Source organism: Henriciella aquimarina, assembly GCF_002088975.1.
In the GTDB taxonomy this organism is placed as follows: domain Bacteria; phylum Pseudomonadota; class Alphaproteobacteria; order Caulobacterales; family Hyphomonadaceae; genus Henriciella; species Henriciella aquimarina.
This window is the reverse complement of sequence record NZ_NCST01000076.1, coordinates 1-15,081: the sequence shown is the minus strand read 5'-3', so window position 1 is coordinate 15,081 and position 15,081 is coordinate 1. Positions and strand designations below refer to the sequence as shown.

Genomic DNA, 15,081 nt, shown 5'->3' with positions numbered 1-15,081 from the left:
TCACGAAGGAGCCGACACGGCATCTTGCCATTTGATGCGGCGCCGATTTCGCTCGTCGGCCGCCCGTTCCCACCCCGCGCCAAGTCCCCCGGATGTTTAGATATGACGGTGCCGGGGCGCCGCTTTCCGGAGAAGTCACATGAGTAGGTACAAAGAAGTTTACGAACATTGGCAATCTGACCCGGATAACTTCTGGGAAGAGGCGGCGGGCGATCTGGACTGGCACCGGCCATTCGACAGCGTACGAAGCGATGTCGGCAATGGATCCACGCGATGGTTTGCTGGCGCTGAATGCAATATTTGCTGGAATGCGCTCGACCGTCATATCGCAGAAGGCAGAGGAGACTACGTTGCCCTTGTCTATGACAGCGCAATGACTGGGGCGCAGGCGCGCTACACTTATTCTGAGTTGCTTGAAGAGGTCTGCGCCATGGCTGTAGTTCTCAGGGATCTCGGCGTGGAGAAGGGTGACAGGGTTCTCATCTACATGCCCATGGTGCCCGAGGCGGTAATCGCCATGCTCGCCACAGCGCGTATCGGTGCAATTCATGTCGTCGTCTTTGGCGGGTTTGCGGCAAAGGAGTTGGCAACCCGGATTCAGGACGCCAAACCAAAAGTGATTTTGTCGGCATCCTGTGGACTCGAGCCTGGTCGAATCGTCGAATACAAGCCTCTCCTCGACGAGGCGATCAGGCTCGGCCTTTTTTCTCCCGATCATACAGTAATACTGCAGAGACCTTCTCATGAGTGTGAATTAGCAGGGCAATCAGAACACGAATGGTATTCGCTGGTGCAAAAAGCGAAGTTGGAACCCGGGCATACTTCGTGCGAGTGGGTCGGTTCGAACCATCCGCTCTACATCCTCCACACTTCGGGAACCACCGGTGTGCCAAAAGGCATCGTGCGCGACCATGGCGGGTATATGGTGGCGCTCAAATGGTCGATGACCAACATATACAACGTCAAGCAGACAGATGTGTTCTGGGCGGCGTCGGATGTGGGCTGGGTCGTGGGCCATTCGTATATTGTCTACGGCCCGCTTCTGAATGGAAGTACGACCCTTCTTTTTGAAGGAAAGCCCGTGGGAACACCGGATGCCGGAACCTTCTGGAGGGTCATCGAGGAGCACGGTGTCAGCACGCTGTTTACGGCCCCGACAGCCATACGCGCGATAAAAAAGGCTGATCCGCAGGGCACGTTATTGGCAGAGTACGATTTGAGTGTGTTCAACCAGCTGTTTCTTGCCGGTGAGAGGGCCGATCCCGATACAATTCAGTGGGCTGAAAAAATTCTAAACGTGCCAGTAATTGACCATTGGTGGCAGACGGAAACGGGTTGGCCCATTGCCGCAAATCCGCTCGGTCTTGAACAATTACCAATTGTCTATGGATCGAGTTGTGTCCCCATGCCTGGCTTCGACGTACGGATTGTCAATGATGGTGGGTCTGAACTGGCCAAGGGGCTTCAGGGATCAGTTGTGGTGAAGTTGCCCCTGCCACCTGGGTGTCTGGTTACTTTGTGGCACAATGAGGAAGGCTTCGTAGACTCTTATTTTTCGGAATTTCCGGGATACTACAAGACGGGTGATGCCGGATACATCGACGATCAGGGATATCTTCACATCATGAGTCGTGTCGATGATATTATCAATGTCGCCGGGCACAGGCTTTCGACCGGTGCTATTGAGCAGGTCGTTGCGAGCCATCCTGATGTCGCAGAGTGCGCAATTATCGGCTTAGCAGACGAACTCAAAGGGGAAGTCCCATTCGGGATGCTTGTCCTCAATGATGGTGTGCAGCGTTCCGAAGGCGAAATTGTTTCGGAGGTAATAAATTTAGTCCGTGCAGAGATAGGCGCAGTCACAGCATTTCGCAAAGCCATTGTTGTGGCTCAGTTGCCCAAAACTCGCTCCGGAAAGATTTTGCGCAGAACGCTTAAGTCTCTAGCCGATGGCAAGGAATATAGCATGCCCGCGACCATTGATAACCCGGGCGTACTTCAGGATATCGAGATTACGCTGAAGAATAGTGAATGAACATTCGGACAATCTGGGATCGTTTTAGTTTGAATAGTGATCAATATGGAACTGAATAGAGGTGCAATTATGAAGGCTTATGCTTACTCCAAGACGGGTCCAGCCGAAGAAGTATTTCAAATTCAGGAAGTTCACCTGCCGGAACCTGGCCCGGGAGAGATATGCGTCCGGATGCAGTGGACCGGTGTGAACCCGTCAGATGTTAAGACCAGAAGCGGACATATTCCGTCGGCGATACCTTTTCCAAGAGTTCCGCATAGTGACGGGTCTGGATACATCGAGTCGGTTGGAACCGGGGTAAGTAATTTCAAACCGGGCGATAGGGTCTGGGTGTGGAATGCTGCATGGGGGCGAAGCCTTGGGACGGCTGCTGAGTTTGTGATTCTTCCGCAAGCACAAGCTCAACCCTTGCCTGATAATTGCCCATTGGAAGTGGGTGCCTGTCTTGGGATTCCGGCTATGACGGCATGTCATACGGTGGTCTCGAATGGTGGCGTTTCCGGGCAAACAGTTTTGGTCGCAGGAGGGGCTGGAGCAGTCGGTCATTATGCCATTCAGGCAGCCAAATACGCAGGCGCGCAGACAGTCATTGCGACTGTCAGCGCGCCGGAGAAGGCGAAGCTCGCAGAAGAAGCGGGTGCGGATATTGTCTTAAATTATCGCACGGATGATCTGGTTGCGGCGATTAATGAAGTGACCGGCGGTCGAGGTGTGGATCGCATAATTGAAGTTGATGTCGCAAAAAATGTTGCAACTGATGTCTCTCTCTTGTGCGAGGGAGGGGTGGTGCTCGCTTACGGAAGCAGCAGTAAGGAGGTGGTCGTACCATTTTCTGCGTCCATTGCGAGAAACATCACATACTGCTTCTTTATCGCTTACAAGCTTTCGGACACAGCTCGGCGTGAAGCACAGAAACTTCTGTACTCGATGCTCCAGAGCGAGAAGATGATCCACAATATCGCTTTGAAGTTGACGTTAGACGACATTGTCAAGGCACATCAGTTGGTCGAAAGCGGGCAGGTGGCGGGCAACATTGTGTTGGAAGTTAACTAGGTCGCGCGACGCAGTGACGGCGTTCGTTTAGAGTATTGGGAGCTTAAGAGGTGTTTGCGCCCCGTTTCGTGATTGGATGCACACTCTTTGGAGAACTGCGAAGATGGTCTGCGCCTGTGGGCCTTGTTCGAGCCATACAGTCTCCTTTGGCGGAGGAGGTATGCTGCATTCAGTCTGGTGCCCCTTGCTAGGCCGGGGACCTGGACGCAAGTGCGGCTGAGATTCTGCAAGCTTTTCGATGATTGGCTTATTTTCAAGGTCGAAATTTGTTGACAGGCGAAAAAAATAATTTTATTTGAAAAAAAGAACAATATGGTCGAGGAAACATTCAATCAAATGGCTGAACAAGAATTCTCTCGTAGTTCTGCTGCGGTGGATGCCGATGGCGCCGGCAGCTTGATTGAGTCGACTTATGGTCTGCTGAGCTCCGACATAATTCATGGCAAATACTCACCTGGTGAGAAGCTGAAACTGCAGTCTTTGAGTGACAATTACAGCGTCAGCGTAGGGACGGTCCGAGAGTCGCTATCCTTGCTCGTATCCGACGGTTTGGTCCTTACGCAAGCTCAACGGGGCTTCCGCGTAGCGCCAATGTCGATTGGCGATTTTCAGGATCTTGCAAAGGCCCGGGTTCTGCTGGAGTCCTCCTCGTTGCGGGATAGTATTCTGCTTGGCAAGGACGACTGGGAGGGGCGGGTTGTCCAAGCATACCATCAGCTATCCCTCGCAGAGAAAAGGCTGCAAGCGGATCCTGTCACCAATTTTGATTTCTGGGAACTGAGAAATCAGGAATTCCACGATGCCTTAGTTTCTGCCGCAGACTCCCGATGGGTCCAACGCTTTCGGGAGGTCCTTTATAAGCAAGCAGAGCGATATCGGCGCGTTACGACATCTAAGCGAGCTAATCCCGGCATTACCGTTCATGAGGAGCATCGGCAAATTTACGAGTTGGCCATGGGGCGTGATGCGGAGGGCGCAGTTGAAGCGCTTTCGACACATATTTGGGCTTCATTCGAGTTCATGGAAAAAAGTGGTCTGCTAATAAAAGATCAGGGTACAGAATAAAAAGCCCGATCAAGAACAAGTGGGCAATTTTGTTGCTTGGAAAAGGTTGAGGAAAATGACTGCAGGAAAAACAAAAACCAGACTGAATATTGGCGCGGATCCCAGGGAGTTTCAAAAGAGACCCTCTTGGACCAATGAGGATATCCTCGGTCTTCTGGATGAAGAGGATGGCACGCTCGATCCTCGTATCTACACGGATGAAGATCTCTACAGATTGGAGCAGGAGAGGGTGTTTGGTCGAGCCTGGATCCTGTTGGGGCACGAAACCCATGTGCCCAAGCCAGGAGATTTTCTGACGACATATATGGGGGAAGACCCAGTCATCCTGGTTCGTCAGAAGGATAAGAGTCTGAGGGTCTTTCTGAATCAGTGTCCCCACAGGGGTATGCGCATTTGTCGGACGGATGGCGGCAATGCAAAGTCCTTTACCTGCAGCTATCATGGCTGGGCCTACGACCTCGGGGGGAACTTGATCAACGTTCCTTATGAGTCTGAGGCGTTTTGCAGCGATTTCAACAAGTCGGAATGGGGACCAACTCACGCGCGCGTCGAGACATACAAAGGACTGGTCTTCGCGAATTGGGACAAGAACGCTCCTACCCTGTTGGAGTATCTGAGTGATGCGACCTACTATATGGATCACATGTTGGATCGCACGCCGGCCGGGACAGAGGTCATCGGCGGAATGCAGAAATGGATTATCCCCTGCAATTGGAAATTTGCTGCCGAACAATTCTGCAGCGATATGTATCATGCAGGTACCGTGTCCCACCTTTCCGGCATTGAGGCTGGGTTACCAGAAGGTATGGAGCTTTCCGATGCCAAGATTCCGACTGTAGGGTATCAGTTCCGGGCCAAATGGGGTGGTCATGGTACGGGTTTCTATGTCGGGGAACCTGGCATGCTGCTGGCGATCATGGGGCCGAAAGTCACCGAATACTTGACGGACAGCGAAGCGGCCAGCAGAGCTGAACAGCATCTAGGTAGTGCTGAAAGGGCGCGCCAGTTGATGGTTCAGCACATGACCGTCTTTCCGACATGTTCTTTCCTTCCGGGTATCAACACTGTGCGTACATGGCAGCCTCGTGGGCCACATGAAACGGAGATTTGGGCATTTACGGTTGTTGATGCGGACGCGCCTGAGGAGGTCAAGGAGGAATACCGTCGGCAGACATTGAGAACTTTCTCAGCGGGCGGTGTGTTTGAGCAGGATGATGGCGAGAACTGGGTCGAAATTCAGAGTGTCCTGCGTGGCCATCAGGCTCGCAAGCGCCGTTTCAATATCCAGATGGGCAAGGGCCGATCCGGTGTTGGAAACAAGGATTTCCCGGGCAGTATTGGTTACGTTTACAATGAAGAAGCGGCGCGGGGGCTGTACCGTCAGTGGATCCGCATGATGACGGAACCCAGTTGGGAAACTCTGGGGCCGTAGCGGCAGCCAGGCAAGAGGAAAACAGAAACTGGCCGCATAAGCTAAGTTCCGAGAAGAAATCACTGAAGCACCACGCACAAAGGAGTGCCTGGCCGCTGATGGGATCGGGGCATGCGGCTGACAGGAGGAAGCGATGATTGACGAAAAGATGCGAGCGGCAACCCGGCAGGGAGACATAAGCCTTGAAGCGCTCTCGCTGCAACATGAGGTAGAGCAGTTTTATTATCGAGAAGCCCTTCTTCTTGATAGACATGAGTTTAACGATTGGTTCGACTTGCTCGATGAGGATATTCGCTACTTCATGCCTATACGGACGAATAGGACCCGTCGCGAGCAAAAGAAGCTAGAGTACACCAAAGATAACGAGTTCGCGCATTTCGACGATGACCTCACCATGATGCGTGGACGTCAGAGAAAGCTCATGTCGGATGTGGGGTGGTCTGAAAATCCTGCGTCAAGGACTCGGCATATTGTCGGAAATGTTCTGATAGAGGAAGAGTTATCTGCCTCAGAGCTGAGCGTCGTCTCATCCTTTATCGTGTACCGCAACCGCCTGGAACGCCAGGTCGACATATTTGCGGGGGAGAGACTGGATGTTTTGCGTCGGGCCGAGAATGAACTCGGGTTCAAGATTGCAAAACGTACGATTCATATCGATCAGAGTACTATTCTGTCGAACAATCTCAGCCTGTTTTTTTGAGAGGCTGTCATGGCATTCGAGAAAGTCTGCAATCTAGAGGATGTGTCCGAAGGAGAGGCGCTGCAGATCGAGACATTCGAGGAAGCGATAGCCGTCTATAATGTAGGTGGGCAGATATTCGCGACTCAGGATCGATGCACACATGGGGACTGGTCACTCGCAGACGGCTTTCTTGAAGATGGCGTTATCGAGTGCACCCTCCATTGGGGAAAATTCTGTGTACGAACTGGTAAGGTAAAGGCGCCACCAGCCTGTGATCCACTGACAATTTATCCCGTAGAAGTTCGTGGAGGTGAAATCTTCGTTGACTACGAGGCGGGAAAGGTTGGTGAGTGATGCAGACCGTCGCAATTGTTGGAGCGGGGATAGCGGGTGTTACGGCCTGTCGCTCTTTGAGAGAAAGCGGATTTTCGGGGAGCATCATTCTATTCGGCGATGAGGCGCAAGAGCCTTATGACCGGCCTTCCCTGTCAAAATCTACCCTCAAGACGGGGGGGCCTCCACCGCCTCTGGCCAAGCCGGGTTGGGAACAGGAATTCGATGTGGAGATGCGGCTTGGTGAGCGCGTCATTTCGGTCGATTTTCATGCAAGGTCCCTTGTTCTTGACCGGCAGCGGAGCGTGACCTTTGACAAGCTTGTCCTAGCCGTAGGGGCGCGTGCAAGGAGTTTGGCGGCTGCAAGATCTGCTCCACCGGGCACCGTTCATGTTTTGCGGACGTTGGCAGACAGTGCCGCCTTGCGAGAGGAACTTGGTGCGGGTCGGCGAGTGATCATCATTGGCGGTGGTCTTATTGGTTGCGAGCTGGCGACAACTGTCAGAACCATGGGGTGCGAAGTTGTCCTCCTGGAGTCGTCAGACGAACTACTGCTGCGGGTTCTGGGCAGGAAGATGGGGGCATGGTGCCGTGATCGGCTAACCGGACTTGGCGTGGAAATTCATTTGGGCGTGTCTGTCACGAGCATCTCCACAGATGCTGGCGTGCGGGATGTCCGTTGCTCATCGGGGCGCCGGTTTACTGGTGATGTCGCCATAGTCTGCGTTGGCGCGGAGCCTTCGGTCGAGCTTGCCCGGGATGCTGGGCTTGCTTGCAATAGAGGGGTTCTGGTTGACGCCTGCGGGCGAACGGACAATCCGGCCGTGTTCGCAATTGGCGATGCTGCCAGCTGGCCTTTGCGCGATGGAGGGCAGCGCAGCCTTGAGACCTATCTGAACTCTCAGAGCCAGGCCATATGCGCCGCATCCTCTATAGTGGGGCAGGCGAAGCCGGCGCCCCAAATTCCGATATCCTGGACAGAGATTGCGGGTTCTCACATTCAGATGATGGGAGACGTGGAAGGGCCGGGTGCAATCGTTGAGCGCAAGAGCCCAGAGGGGGACGCCAGCATGTACCTGCGCCTGCATAATGGCGTAATCCAGGCTGCGATTTCCATCGATAGAGCGAAGGATTTTGCTTTTGTGACGAAGCTCATTGAGCGGGAATTTGAGGTCGATTCGAACATGCTCGCGGATGGGACGACAGGCATGCGGGATGTTTTCAAGGCTGCATCCCGTGCGGACGTAAAATGCTGAGTGAACAAACAAATCAAAATATCGAAGGGAGAAAACAATGGCTGTAAAGAAACTTGGATACCTCGGATTCGGCGCTTCGGATATTGAAGCATGGCGGTCCTACGCGACGAAGACACTGGGCTTGATGGATGCGGGATCGAAGCGCGATGCTTTGTTGTTACGGCTGGACTCGCGCGGATGGCGGATCGGAGTCCATCCGAGTCCCAAGGATGACATCCTCTACGCCGGATTTGAAGTTGAGAACAAAGCCGACATGGAACGTGTCGCTCAAACGCTTGAGCAGTGCGGTGTCCCAATCCAGCGGGCCAATCCGGAGGAGCTGGCGGAACGTGCCGTCATCGACTTCGTGAAGTGTAAGGACCCGTCAGGTGTTACGATCGAGATCTATTACGGGGCAAGCGAACTCTATGAGGTGCCGTTTGTTTCTCCTGCCGGGGTGTCCGGTTTCATTACCGAGGATCAAGGACTGGGCCATTACGTCCTGAGTGTTGACGATCTTGAGCAGTCTCTGGATTTCTATATCCGGGGGCTCGGTATGGAACTTTCCGACATCATCGACTGGCAGATGAACCCAGAGGTGAAGCTTCAAGTCAATTTTCTGCATTGCAACAGGCGGCATCATACGCTGGCTCTGATCCAGGCGCCGGCCCCGAAACGGCTGCACCATTTCATGCTGGAAGTGTCCTCGTTTGACGATGTTGGCAGGGCATATGATCGGGTTATCGATCAAAATCAGGTCGTGATGACCATGGGACGTCACACCAATGATCATATGTATTCCTTCTACGGAGCGACGCCTTCAGGGTTTGCCGTAGAATATGGTTGGGGGGCGCGGACGATCGAGGCTGATTGGTCCGTTGTGCGATACGATAGTATCAGCATGTGGGGGCACAAGTTTATGGGGATGGGAGCCGCTTAGCTGATTGACAGACTTCTGAATAGCGGCGTCAATGTCAGGGTGTGAAAATTTTGAATTTACAGGTGAAGTATGCGGTCGCGCCGGCGATGGACGTGGTCGACAGCCGCTATGAGAACTTCGAGTTCGCCCTGCCGGAAGTTGTCGCCAAACGGACGACAGAAAGAGATCGGTTCGGCTGCGTCTCGATCAATGTGGAGGCGTAAGGTCTGTGCCGATTATTGACGTCACCATGCTTGAAGGACGCCCGCCCGAAAAGCAAGCGGCATTAATCCGTGAGCTGACCGATGCGGCTGTGCGCGCGATTGATGCGCCGATCCAGTCCGTGCGCGTCATTATCAGGGAAGTGCCACCCGAACACTTTGCCGCCGCGGGCGTTTCGAAAGCGGAAGAACGCGCAAAACTAGCAAGCGGCGATTCAAAAGGATAGAAAAATGAGTCACAATCCCGAAATCGGCAAGTTCATTGACGCTGGCGGCGTTAAGACCAACTATCATGATCTTGGCGAGGGGCACCCGGTAATCCTGATTCACGGCTCGGGGCCTGGCGTGACGGCCTGGGCGAACTGGCGGCTCAACCTGCCGGTGCTGTCGGAGCGCGTGCGTGCAATTGCGCCGGACATGCTGGGCTTCGGCTACACAGAGCGGCCGGCGGATGGCGTTTACAATATGGAGCGTTGGCGCGGGCATCTGATGGATCTTGCCGACGCCCTAGGCATTCAGGAATTTGATATTATCGGCAACTCATTCGGCGGTGCGCTCGCGCTCTCCATGGCGGTTCATCATCCGGACCGCGTCCGGCGCATGGTTTTGATGGGAGCAGCCGGCCTTGAATTCGAGCTGACTGAGGCGCTCGACAAAGTGTGGGGTTATGAGCCGTCGGTAGAGGCGATGCGCGAGATGCTCGATATCTTCGCCTATGACAACTCGCTCGTCTCAGACGAGCTTGCCGAAATGCGCTACCGGGCGAGCATTCAGCCCGGCTTTCAAGAGGCCTTTAGCGCCATGTTCCCGGCACCGCGCCAACAGCACATCACGGCGCTTTCAACGCCGGAAAAAGAAATTGCGAAGATCGCCTGCCCAACGCTGATCCTGCACGGGCGTGAGGACCGTGTTCTGCCGATGAGCAACAGCCTGCGGCTGTTCGATCTCATCAGGACGTCCGAAGTACACCTGTTCGGCAAATGCGGCCATTGGACCCAAATCGAGCACAAGGACCGGTTCAATCTCCTGGTCTCTGACTTCCTGGCGAGGGAGTGACGGCGGTTTTGGCTGATCTTGCGTCTCTTCCTCCGGCTAGCTGATGGAATACGGATATCGTGACTGACACTACAATCAACATCGACGTACTGATAGTAGGTACGGGCCATGCGGGGGCACAAGCTGCGTTGATGCTGCGCAAACTTGGATATGCCGGCGCGGTTGCGCTGGTGGGGGCGGAGGCAGATCCTCCCTATGAGCGTCCGCCCCTATCCAAGGCCTATCTCGCAGGCGAGGAGCCGTTCGAGCGCATGATGATGCGCCCGAAGGAAGCATGGGCCGAGCTAAATATCGATCTGCTTTCCGGGCGCAAGATCGTCTCGCTCGATCCTGCGGCAAATGAAGCGCGCTGCTCGGATGGCGAAAGAATTACTTACGGCAAGTTGATCTACGCTGCCGGCGATTGCGCCGCGCACGCGAACCGCTACGCTGGCGGCGCGGTCATCCGTCTTGAATCTGTGCAGAACGCGCATGATCAGGCGGCTGTGGCCGCTGCTTCGATCGCAGGGGCTGCGAAACCCTACGACGCCGTTCCTTGGTTCTGGTCCGATCAGTACGACCTCAAACTGCAGACCGCCGGCCTTTCGAACGGCCATGATAAGGCGGTGCTACGCGGCGATCCGGACAGCCGTTCCTTCTCCGTTATTTATCTTAAGGACGGCCGTGTCATCGCCCTCGACTGCGTCAACGCCACCCACGATTACGCGCAAGGCCGGCGTCTCGTTGCCACCGGCGGTGCGTGCGACCACGAAACCATCGCAGACCCAGGCTATCCCCTATTTAAACCGACCGCTAGAAAAGGGTAGCTAGGGCGGATGTTGTCAAGAACGACATTCACATCGAAGCCTTTGAGTTCGTCACTCCGTATCAAGAAAGTAAACGATTTGATGGTTTAAAGCTTTCTGCAAATTACACTTTTCACTTTTCGACAAATTGCAGTTGGGCGAGATTGTCCGGGAAAAAGCTGTTCCTAGGAAAATGCTCAAAACCAGCTGAGTCTTAGACTACTCTAAAAAAGACTGGCCCATGTTTTGAGATAGGATCGGCTCTGAAATGGAGTTGAACCAAGGGCAAGAGAGCCAGACCTGACGAGATCATTGCAAAGTTGCGAGAAGTTGAAGTCCGCTCAAGCCAGGGCGAGACGATTGCGCGGGCTGTGCGTGTGATCGGTGTTGACCTGCCACTGAACTTTCATCCGGACGGGATTAGAGCCTCGGCGGTTTGTACGCCTTCCGGCGCGGGGAACCGGGCCGCATAACTGGCCGGTGTGCTGTATCCGAGCGCCGAGTGTGGGCGCCGATGATTGTAGTCCTCGCCCCATTCCGAGATGCGTTCGCGGGCGTGGTTGAGGCCATGGAACAAGGTCTCGTTGAGATGGCGTAGTCGAGACTTTGGCTACCGCGACGCTTGGTGCTTTGCTTCCGACATTGTCAGGATTGAGAAGGAGGAAGCTATGTCTGACTTATATGCCGGATTGGATGTGTCGCTCGAGAAGACGAGCGTCTGCGTTGTAGATGCCGAAGGGCGCATCATGATGGAGAAGACGACGCCTTCGGATCCTTCATGCATCGCGGATCTGCTGGGACCGGTCACAGGCTCTTTCAAAACGGTCGGACTGGAAGCAGGTCCGCTTTCGCAATGGCTGTACTTCGGACTGAAGGATGCCAGGTTTCCGGCAATCTGTATTGAGACCCGACACGCGAAGGCTGCGATTACCGCCAAGAGCATCAACAAGAACGATCGTAACGACGCGCGATCGATTGCACACCTTGTTCGATCAGGTTGGCACAAGCGGGGCCATGTGAAGTCGATTGAGAGCCAGGAGCTCAGAAGTCTGCTCGTTGCACGCGAGTTCTTCGTCAACAAGCTACGGGACCATGAGAATGAGATTCGTGGACTTCTTCGTCCCTTCGGCCTCGAGGTTGGACGGGTAGGCGCAGCTGGCTTTGAAGCCCGAGTCAGAGACCTTACTGAAGGTCGCGCCAGGCTCGAGTTGATTGTCGACACCTTGCTTCGTGGACGGGCAAGCATGATGGATGAACTTGCCATCCTGCACCGTGAACTGCTCAGGGTGACGAGGAACGATGAAGTATGCCGCCGGTTCATGACGATCCCGGGCGTTGGGCCCGTCACAGGGTAATCATCCCTGAAAATAAGCGACTTGAAAACTGGACTTCTCCGGCGTTGACTATCGACGGAGACGACGATGAAGAAATCGAGATTCACAGACGCGCAGATCCTCGCGATCCTGAAGCAAGGCGAGAGTGGAGTGCCTGTGCCTGACCTTTGCCGAGAGCACGGGATCAGCAACGCGACTTCGACAACTGGCGCAGCAAATATGGCGGGATGGATGCCTCGCTGATGTCCGAGATTGTCAATCTCGGATTAAAAACGTACCAGTCTGGCGCCGTAAAAACGTACCACTGAGTGGCGAGTTGGGCTGGCCGGTGCAGCGACAATCAGCTTGAGAATGAGCGTTATTTGGTGAGGCGTGGCCGCGGGCGCGGCGCTGCGGAATGACGCAAAAGGCGCGCTGACCGTCTTCGAGTCAGGGCGCGCCTTTTGTCCATTCCGCATTGTTTTCGGCGTTTCGCCGCCGCTGATTATCCGTTCGCTTCGGCGCCAGCGTTTGCTTCCGGCCCCTGTTTGTTCTTCTTGGCCTGCGTGAGCCGGTAGCTTTCACCATTCATTTCCAAAATATGAACGTGGTGGGTGAGCCGGTCGAGGAGCGCCCCGGTGAGACGCTCCGAACCGAAGGTTTGCGTCCATTCATCGAACGGCAAATTGCTGGTGACGATGGTGGCGCCGCGCTCATAGCGTTGGGAGAACACTTCGAAGAGAAGCTCGGCGCCCGTTTTCGACAATGGCACAAAACCCAGTTCGTCGATGATCAAAAGTTTCAGATTGCCGAGCTGGCGCTGCAGCCGCAGGAGCCGTTTCTCGTCGCGCGCTTCCATCAGTTCATGAACGAGGGCGGCGGCCGTCATGAACCCGACCGCCAGTCCCTTCTGGCAGGCGGCAAGCCCAAGGCCGAGCGCGATATGGGTTTTGCCCGTGCCGCTGGGCCCGAGCGCAATGACGTTCTCGCGCCGATCAATATATTCGCAGCGGGCGAGATCGCGCACGAGCGGCTTGTTCAGCGTCGGCATCGCCTTGAAGTCGAACGTATCGAGGCTTTTGACCGACGGGAACTTCGCCGCCCGGATGCGCCGGTCAACAAGACGCCGCTCCCGGTCGATCATCTCCAGTTCTGTCAGCCGCAGGAGATATTTGACATGATCGTCGCCGGCTTTAGCGGCTAATCCGGCCTGCTTTTCATATTCGCGCTTGAAGCTCGGCAGGCGCAGCGTCTTCAGATAATGATCGAGCAGGAGGTGCGGCGGCTTCGTTTCCGGGGCCGGCGCAGCGTCAACGACAGGCGCTTCACTCATGCTACGGACCTTTCCCTGATCAGCGCCAGATAAGAGCGCGCTTTCGTGGTCGCCACATCCGCCTTCGGCAGATTGGGATAGCGCTCAAGATTAAGCCGGGCCGGACGCTTTTCGACCGCACACAGCGTCAATTGCTTGACCGCGTCATAGGAGATCGTTTGCAGGCGCATCGCGTCGCGAACCGCCCGCTCGACATGTTTCATCGGGAAGGTCTCAAGAAGACGCAGCACCTGGATATATTCCCGCTTGCCGTGCTTGCCCATCCGCCCCTCGGCGCGCCGGCGGAACTCGCCAAAACAGTCCAGCAGATTCCAGCCTTTGAGCGGCGCCGCCTGATCGAGCGCCCCGGGCTTCTTTTCAAGCAGCGCCAGATAATGCAGCGGATAAAAAACAATGTCGTCGCGTTCATAAGAGCGCTCATGCCGGGCGATCTCTTCCGCGCCGCAGGAGATCACCACCTTGTCGACGAAGCCCTTGATCAGCACCTGGCGATGCGCATAGGCGCTCGGCACCGAGTAATCCGACAGCCGGTAGCGCACGAGCGCCTGGCTCGTCGCCTGACCGGAGCGGCGGTCGCACGCCTCATAGGTTCCCCCGGGCAGGTCCCGGAAGGCGCACCTGTCCGCCTCAAAGCGTTCGCCCACGGTTCCGTCCTTGCCCCGCATTTGCCGGTCGCGGCGCTTACGGCAATCCCTCACGAGTTTGGCGTTCAGCTTTTCGAACGATGTCGCCCGCGGGATCGGCACAAGGAAGTTCCGGCGGGCGAAGCCGACGAGATTCTCCACCTTGCCCTTGTCATTGCCGCAGGCCGGGCGGCCGAAACGGTCCTTGAACAGATAATGCGATACCAGCCCGGAGAACATTTGCGTGCGTTGGCGTTTGCCGTCGCCCAGTATCCGCGCGACGATCCGCTTGGAGTTGTCGTAAAGAATCGTCTGCGGCACGCCGTCAAAATACTTGAAGGCGCGAACATGACCCTCGCACCAGGCTTCCGCCGTCTCCTGCGGGAACACCTGAACGAAGGCGTCATCGCTATAGGGAAGGCTCATCACGAACACCGCCGCGGTCTGCTGGACGCCGCCGATCACGACTTGCGCTTCGCCAAAATCCACCTGCGCGTGGCCAGGAGCATGCGCCAAGGGCACAAAGGCCTCCTTCAGCACAAGCCGGCGATCGCCCACATAATCGCGCACCGTCGTATAGCCGCCGTCAAAGCCGTACTCGTCCTTTAACCGGTCGAATATCCGCTGGATTGTGTGCCGCTGCTTTTTCGGAACTTCCAGATCCTGCTGCAGGATCGCGTCAATCACACCCGTATAGGGATCGAGCTTCGGGCGCTTCACCGGCTTTGAGCGCCGGTAACCCGGCGGAACTGAATGCGATAACGCTTTGTTAACCGTGTCTCGGTGAACCCCGAACTTCCGCGACGCCGCGCGACGCGACATGCCGTCAATAATAACCGCTACTCTTATCTGCTCATATAAATGCACGCCATACATCCCCGGGGCTCGCTTTTCGCAAAACCCAGGGGCATATCCCCGGAAACGAAAATAAATGGCCCACTTTTACACCGCCAAAATCAGGCGGCCACGTGGCACACTTTCTCACCGATATTCACA

At 55.4% G+C, this 15,081-nt stretch carries 15 protein-coding genes and 2 pseudogenes; 14 read left to right on the top strand and 3 right to left on the bottom strand.

Features of this window, described 5'->3' with window-relative positions; all coding sequences use genetic code 11:
- Window positions 1-139: 139 nt before the first annotated feature.
- The 12 genes from B8784_RS12230 (at window position 140) to B8784_RS12180 (ending at window position 10,837) form a co-directional block, all read left to right on the top strand.
- A complete protein-coding gene (locus B8784_RS12230) occupies window positions 140-2,035 on the top strand; it encodes an AMP-binding protein (protein WP_084398238.1) in 1,896 nt (631 codons plus the stop codon).
- 45 nt (window positions 2,036-2,080) lie between these two features.
- Window positions 2,081-3,088, top strand: a complete 1,008-nt coding sequence (locus B8784_RS12225) for an NADPH:quinone reductase (RefSeq protein ID WP_233356110.1) — start codon at window positions 2,081-2,083, stop codon at window positions 3,086-3,088.
- 312 nt (window positions 3,089-3,400) lie between these two features.
- The gene (locus B8784_RS12220) at window positions 3,401-4,153 is read left to right on the top strand and encodes a GntR family transcriptional regulator (RefSeq protein WP_233356109.1); all 753 of its coding nucleotides are present in this window, start codon (window positions 3,401-3,403) and stop codon (window positions 4,151-4,153) included.
- Between the two features lie 55 nt (window positions 4,154-4,208).
- The gene (locus B8784_RS12215; RefSeq protein ID WP_084398236.1) at window positions 4,209-5,585 is read left to right on the top strand and encodes an aromatic ring-hydroxylating dioxygenase subunit alpha; all 1,377 of its coding nucleotides are present in this window, start codon (window positions 4,209-4,211) and stop codon (window positions 5,583-5,585) included.
- 133 nt (window positions 5,586-5,718) lie between these two features.
- Entirely contained in the window at window positions 5,719-6,285 is a 567-nt protein-coding gene (locus B8784_RS12210) for an aromatic-ring-hydroxylating dioxygenase subunit beta (protein ID WP_084398235.1), read from the top strand.
- Window positions 6,286-6,294: 9 nt separating this feature from the next.
- Window positions 6,295-6,621 carry a bifunctional 3-phenylpropionate/cinnamic acid dioxygenase ferredoxin subunit gene (locus B8784_RS12205; RefSeq protein WP_084398234.1) on the top strand — a complete coding sequence of 109 codons (327 nt, stop codon included), beginning with the start codon at window positions 6,295-6,297 and terminating at the stop codon, window positions 6,619-6,621.
- Window positions 6,621-7,856 (top strand): NAD(P)/FAD-dependent oxidoreductase, encoded by a 1,236-nt coding sequence (locus B8784_RS12200; protein WP_084398233.1) that lies wholly within the window; start codon window positions 6,621-6,623, stop codon window positions 7,854-7,856. The genes B8784_RS12205 and B8784_RS12200 overlap by 1 nt, the downstream gene beginning before the upstream one ends.
- Window positions 7,857-7,893: 37 nt before the next feature.
- Window positions 7,894-8,775, top strand: a complete 882-nt coding sequence (gene bphC / locus B8784_RS12195; RefSeq protein WP_084398232.1) for a biphenyl-2,3-diol 1,2-dioxygenase — start codon at window positions 7,894-7,896, stop codon at window positions 8,773-8,775.
- Between the two features lie 62 nt (window positions 8,776-8,837).
- Window positions 8,838-8,978 (top strand): hypothetical protein, encoded by a 141-nt coding sequence (locus B8784_RS21605; RefSeq protein ID WP_158085664.1) that lies wholly within the window; start codon window positions 8,838-8,840, stop codon window positions 8,976-8,978.
- A 5-nt stretch (window positions 8,979-8,983) separates the two neighbouring features.
- Entirely contained in the window at window positions 8,984-9,202 is a 219-nt protein-coding gene (locus B8784_RS12190; RefSeq protein ID WP_084398231.1) for a tautomerase family protein, read from the top strand.
- Window positions 9,203-9,206: 4 nt separating this feature from the next.
- Window positions 9,207-10,031 carry an alpha/beta fold hydrolase gene (locus B8784_RS12185; RefSeq protein WP_084398230.1) on the top strand — a complete coding sequence of 275 codons (825 nt, stop codon included), beginning with the start codon at window positions 9,207-9,209 and terminating at the stop codon, window positions 10,029-10,031.
- Window positions 10,032-10,090: 59 nt separating this feature from the next.
- Window positions 10,091-10,837: an oxidoreductase C-terminal domain-containing protein gene (locus B8784_RS12180; protein WP_233356107.1), complete on the top strand. Its 747-nt coding sequence runs from the start codon at window positions 10,091-10,093 to the stop codon at window positions 10,835-10,837.
- 385 nt (window positions 10,838-11,222) lie between these two features.
- Here the strand turns inward: B8784_RS12180 and B8784_RS21325 are convergent.
- Window positions 11,223-11,405: pseudogene (locus B8784_RS21325) on the bottom strand (integrase core domain-containing protein); the annotation flags it as partial.
- A gap of 79 nt (window positions 11,406-11,484) precedes the next feature.
- Between B8784_RS21325 and B8784_RS12170 the strand changes: the two are divergent.
- Window positions 11,485-12,171: an IS110 family transposase gene (locus tag B8784_RS12170; protein ID WP_158085663.1), complete on the top strand. Its 687-nt coding sequence runs from the start codon at window positions 11,485-11,487 to the stop codon at window positions 12,169-12,171.
- A 66-nt stretch (window positions 12,172-12,237) separates the two neighbouring features.
- A pseudogene (locus B8784_RS12165) lies at window positions 12,238-12,413 on the top strand (transposase); the annotation flags it as partial.
- Window positions 12,414-12,634: 221 nt separating this feature from the next.
- Here the strand turns inward: B8784_RS12165 and istB are convergent.
- Both istB and istA read right to left on the bottom strand, forming a co-directional pair.
- Complete coding sequence (gene istB / locus B8784_RS12160; protein WP_084398227.1) at window positions 12,635-13,462, bottom strand: IS21-like element helper ATPase IstB; 828 nt, start codon at window positions 13,460-13,462, stop codon at window positions 12,635-12,637.
- The gene (gene istA / locus B8784_RS12155; protein WP_084398226.1) at window positions 13,459-14,961 is read right to left on the bottom strand and encodes an IS21 family transposase; all 1,503 of its coding nucleotides are present in this window, start codon (window positions 14,959-14,961) and stop codon (window positions 13,459-13,461) included. Before istA ends, istB begins: the two co-directional genes overlap by 4 nt.
- Between the last annotated feature and the right edge of the window lie 120 nt (window positions 14,962-15,081).

What these genes read in the sequence shown, in the direction of transcription:
- bphC (WP_084398232.1), top strand. Translation starts at nt 7,894, where the DNA reads ATGGCTGTAAAGAAACTTGGATACCTCGGATTCGGCGCTTCGGATATT.
- B8784_RS12200 (WP_084398233.1), top strand. Translation starts at nt 6,621, where the DNA reads ATGCAGACCGTCGCAATTGTTGGAGCGGGGATAGCGGGTGTTACGGCC.
- B8784_RS12220 (WP_233356109.1), top strand. Translation starts at nt 3,401, where the DNA reads ATGGTCGAGGAAACATTCAATCAAATGGCTGAACAAGAATTCTCTCGT.
- istA (WP_084398226.1), bottom strand. Translation starts at nt 14,961, where the DNA reads ATGTATGGCGTGCATTTATATGAGCAGATAAGAGTAGCGGTTATTATT.
- B8784_RS12230 (WP_084398238.1), top strand. Translation starts at nt 140, where the DNA reads ATGAGTAGGTACAAAGAAGTTTACGAACATTGGCAATCTGACCCGGAT.
- B8784_RS12225 (WP_233356110.1), top strand. Translation starts at nt 2,081, where the DNA reads ATGGAACTGAATAGAGGTGCAATTATGAAGGCTTATGCTTACTCCAAG.
- B8784_RS12170 (WP_158085663.1), top strand. Translation starts at nt 11,485, where the DNA reads ATGTCTGACTTATATGCCGGATTGGATGTGTCGCTCGAGAAGACGAGC.
- B8784_RS12215 (WP_084398236.1), top strand. Translation starts at nt 4,209, where the DNA reads ATGACTGCAGGAAAAACAAAAACCAGACTGAATATTGGCGCGGATCCC.
- istB (WP_084398227.1), bottom strand. Translation starts at nt 13,462, where the DNA reads ATGAGTGAAGCGCCTGTCGTTGACGCTGCGCCGGCCCCGGAAACGAAG.
- B8784_RS12210 (WP_084398235.1), top strand. Translation starts at nt 5,719, where the DNA reads ATGATTGACGAAAAGATGCGAGCGGCAACCCGGCAGGGAGACATAAGC.
- B8784_RS12185 (WP_084398230.1), top strand. Translation starts at nt 9,207, where the DNA reads ATGAGTCACAATCCCGAAATCGGCAAGTTCATTGACGCTGGCGGCGTT.
- B8784_RS12205 (WP_084398234.1), top strand. Translation starts at nt 6,295, where the DNA reads ATGGCATTCGAGAAAGTCTGCAATCTAGAGGATGTGTCCGAAGGAGAG.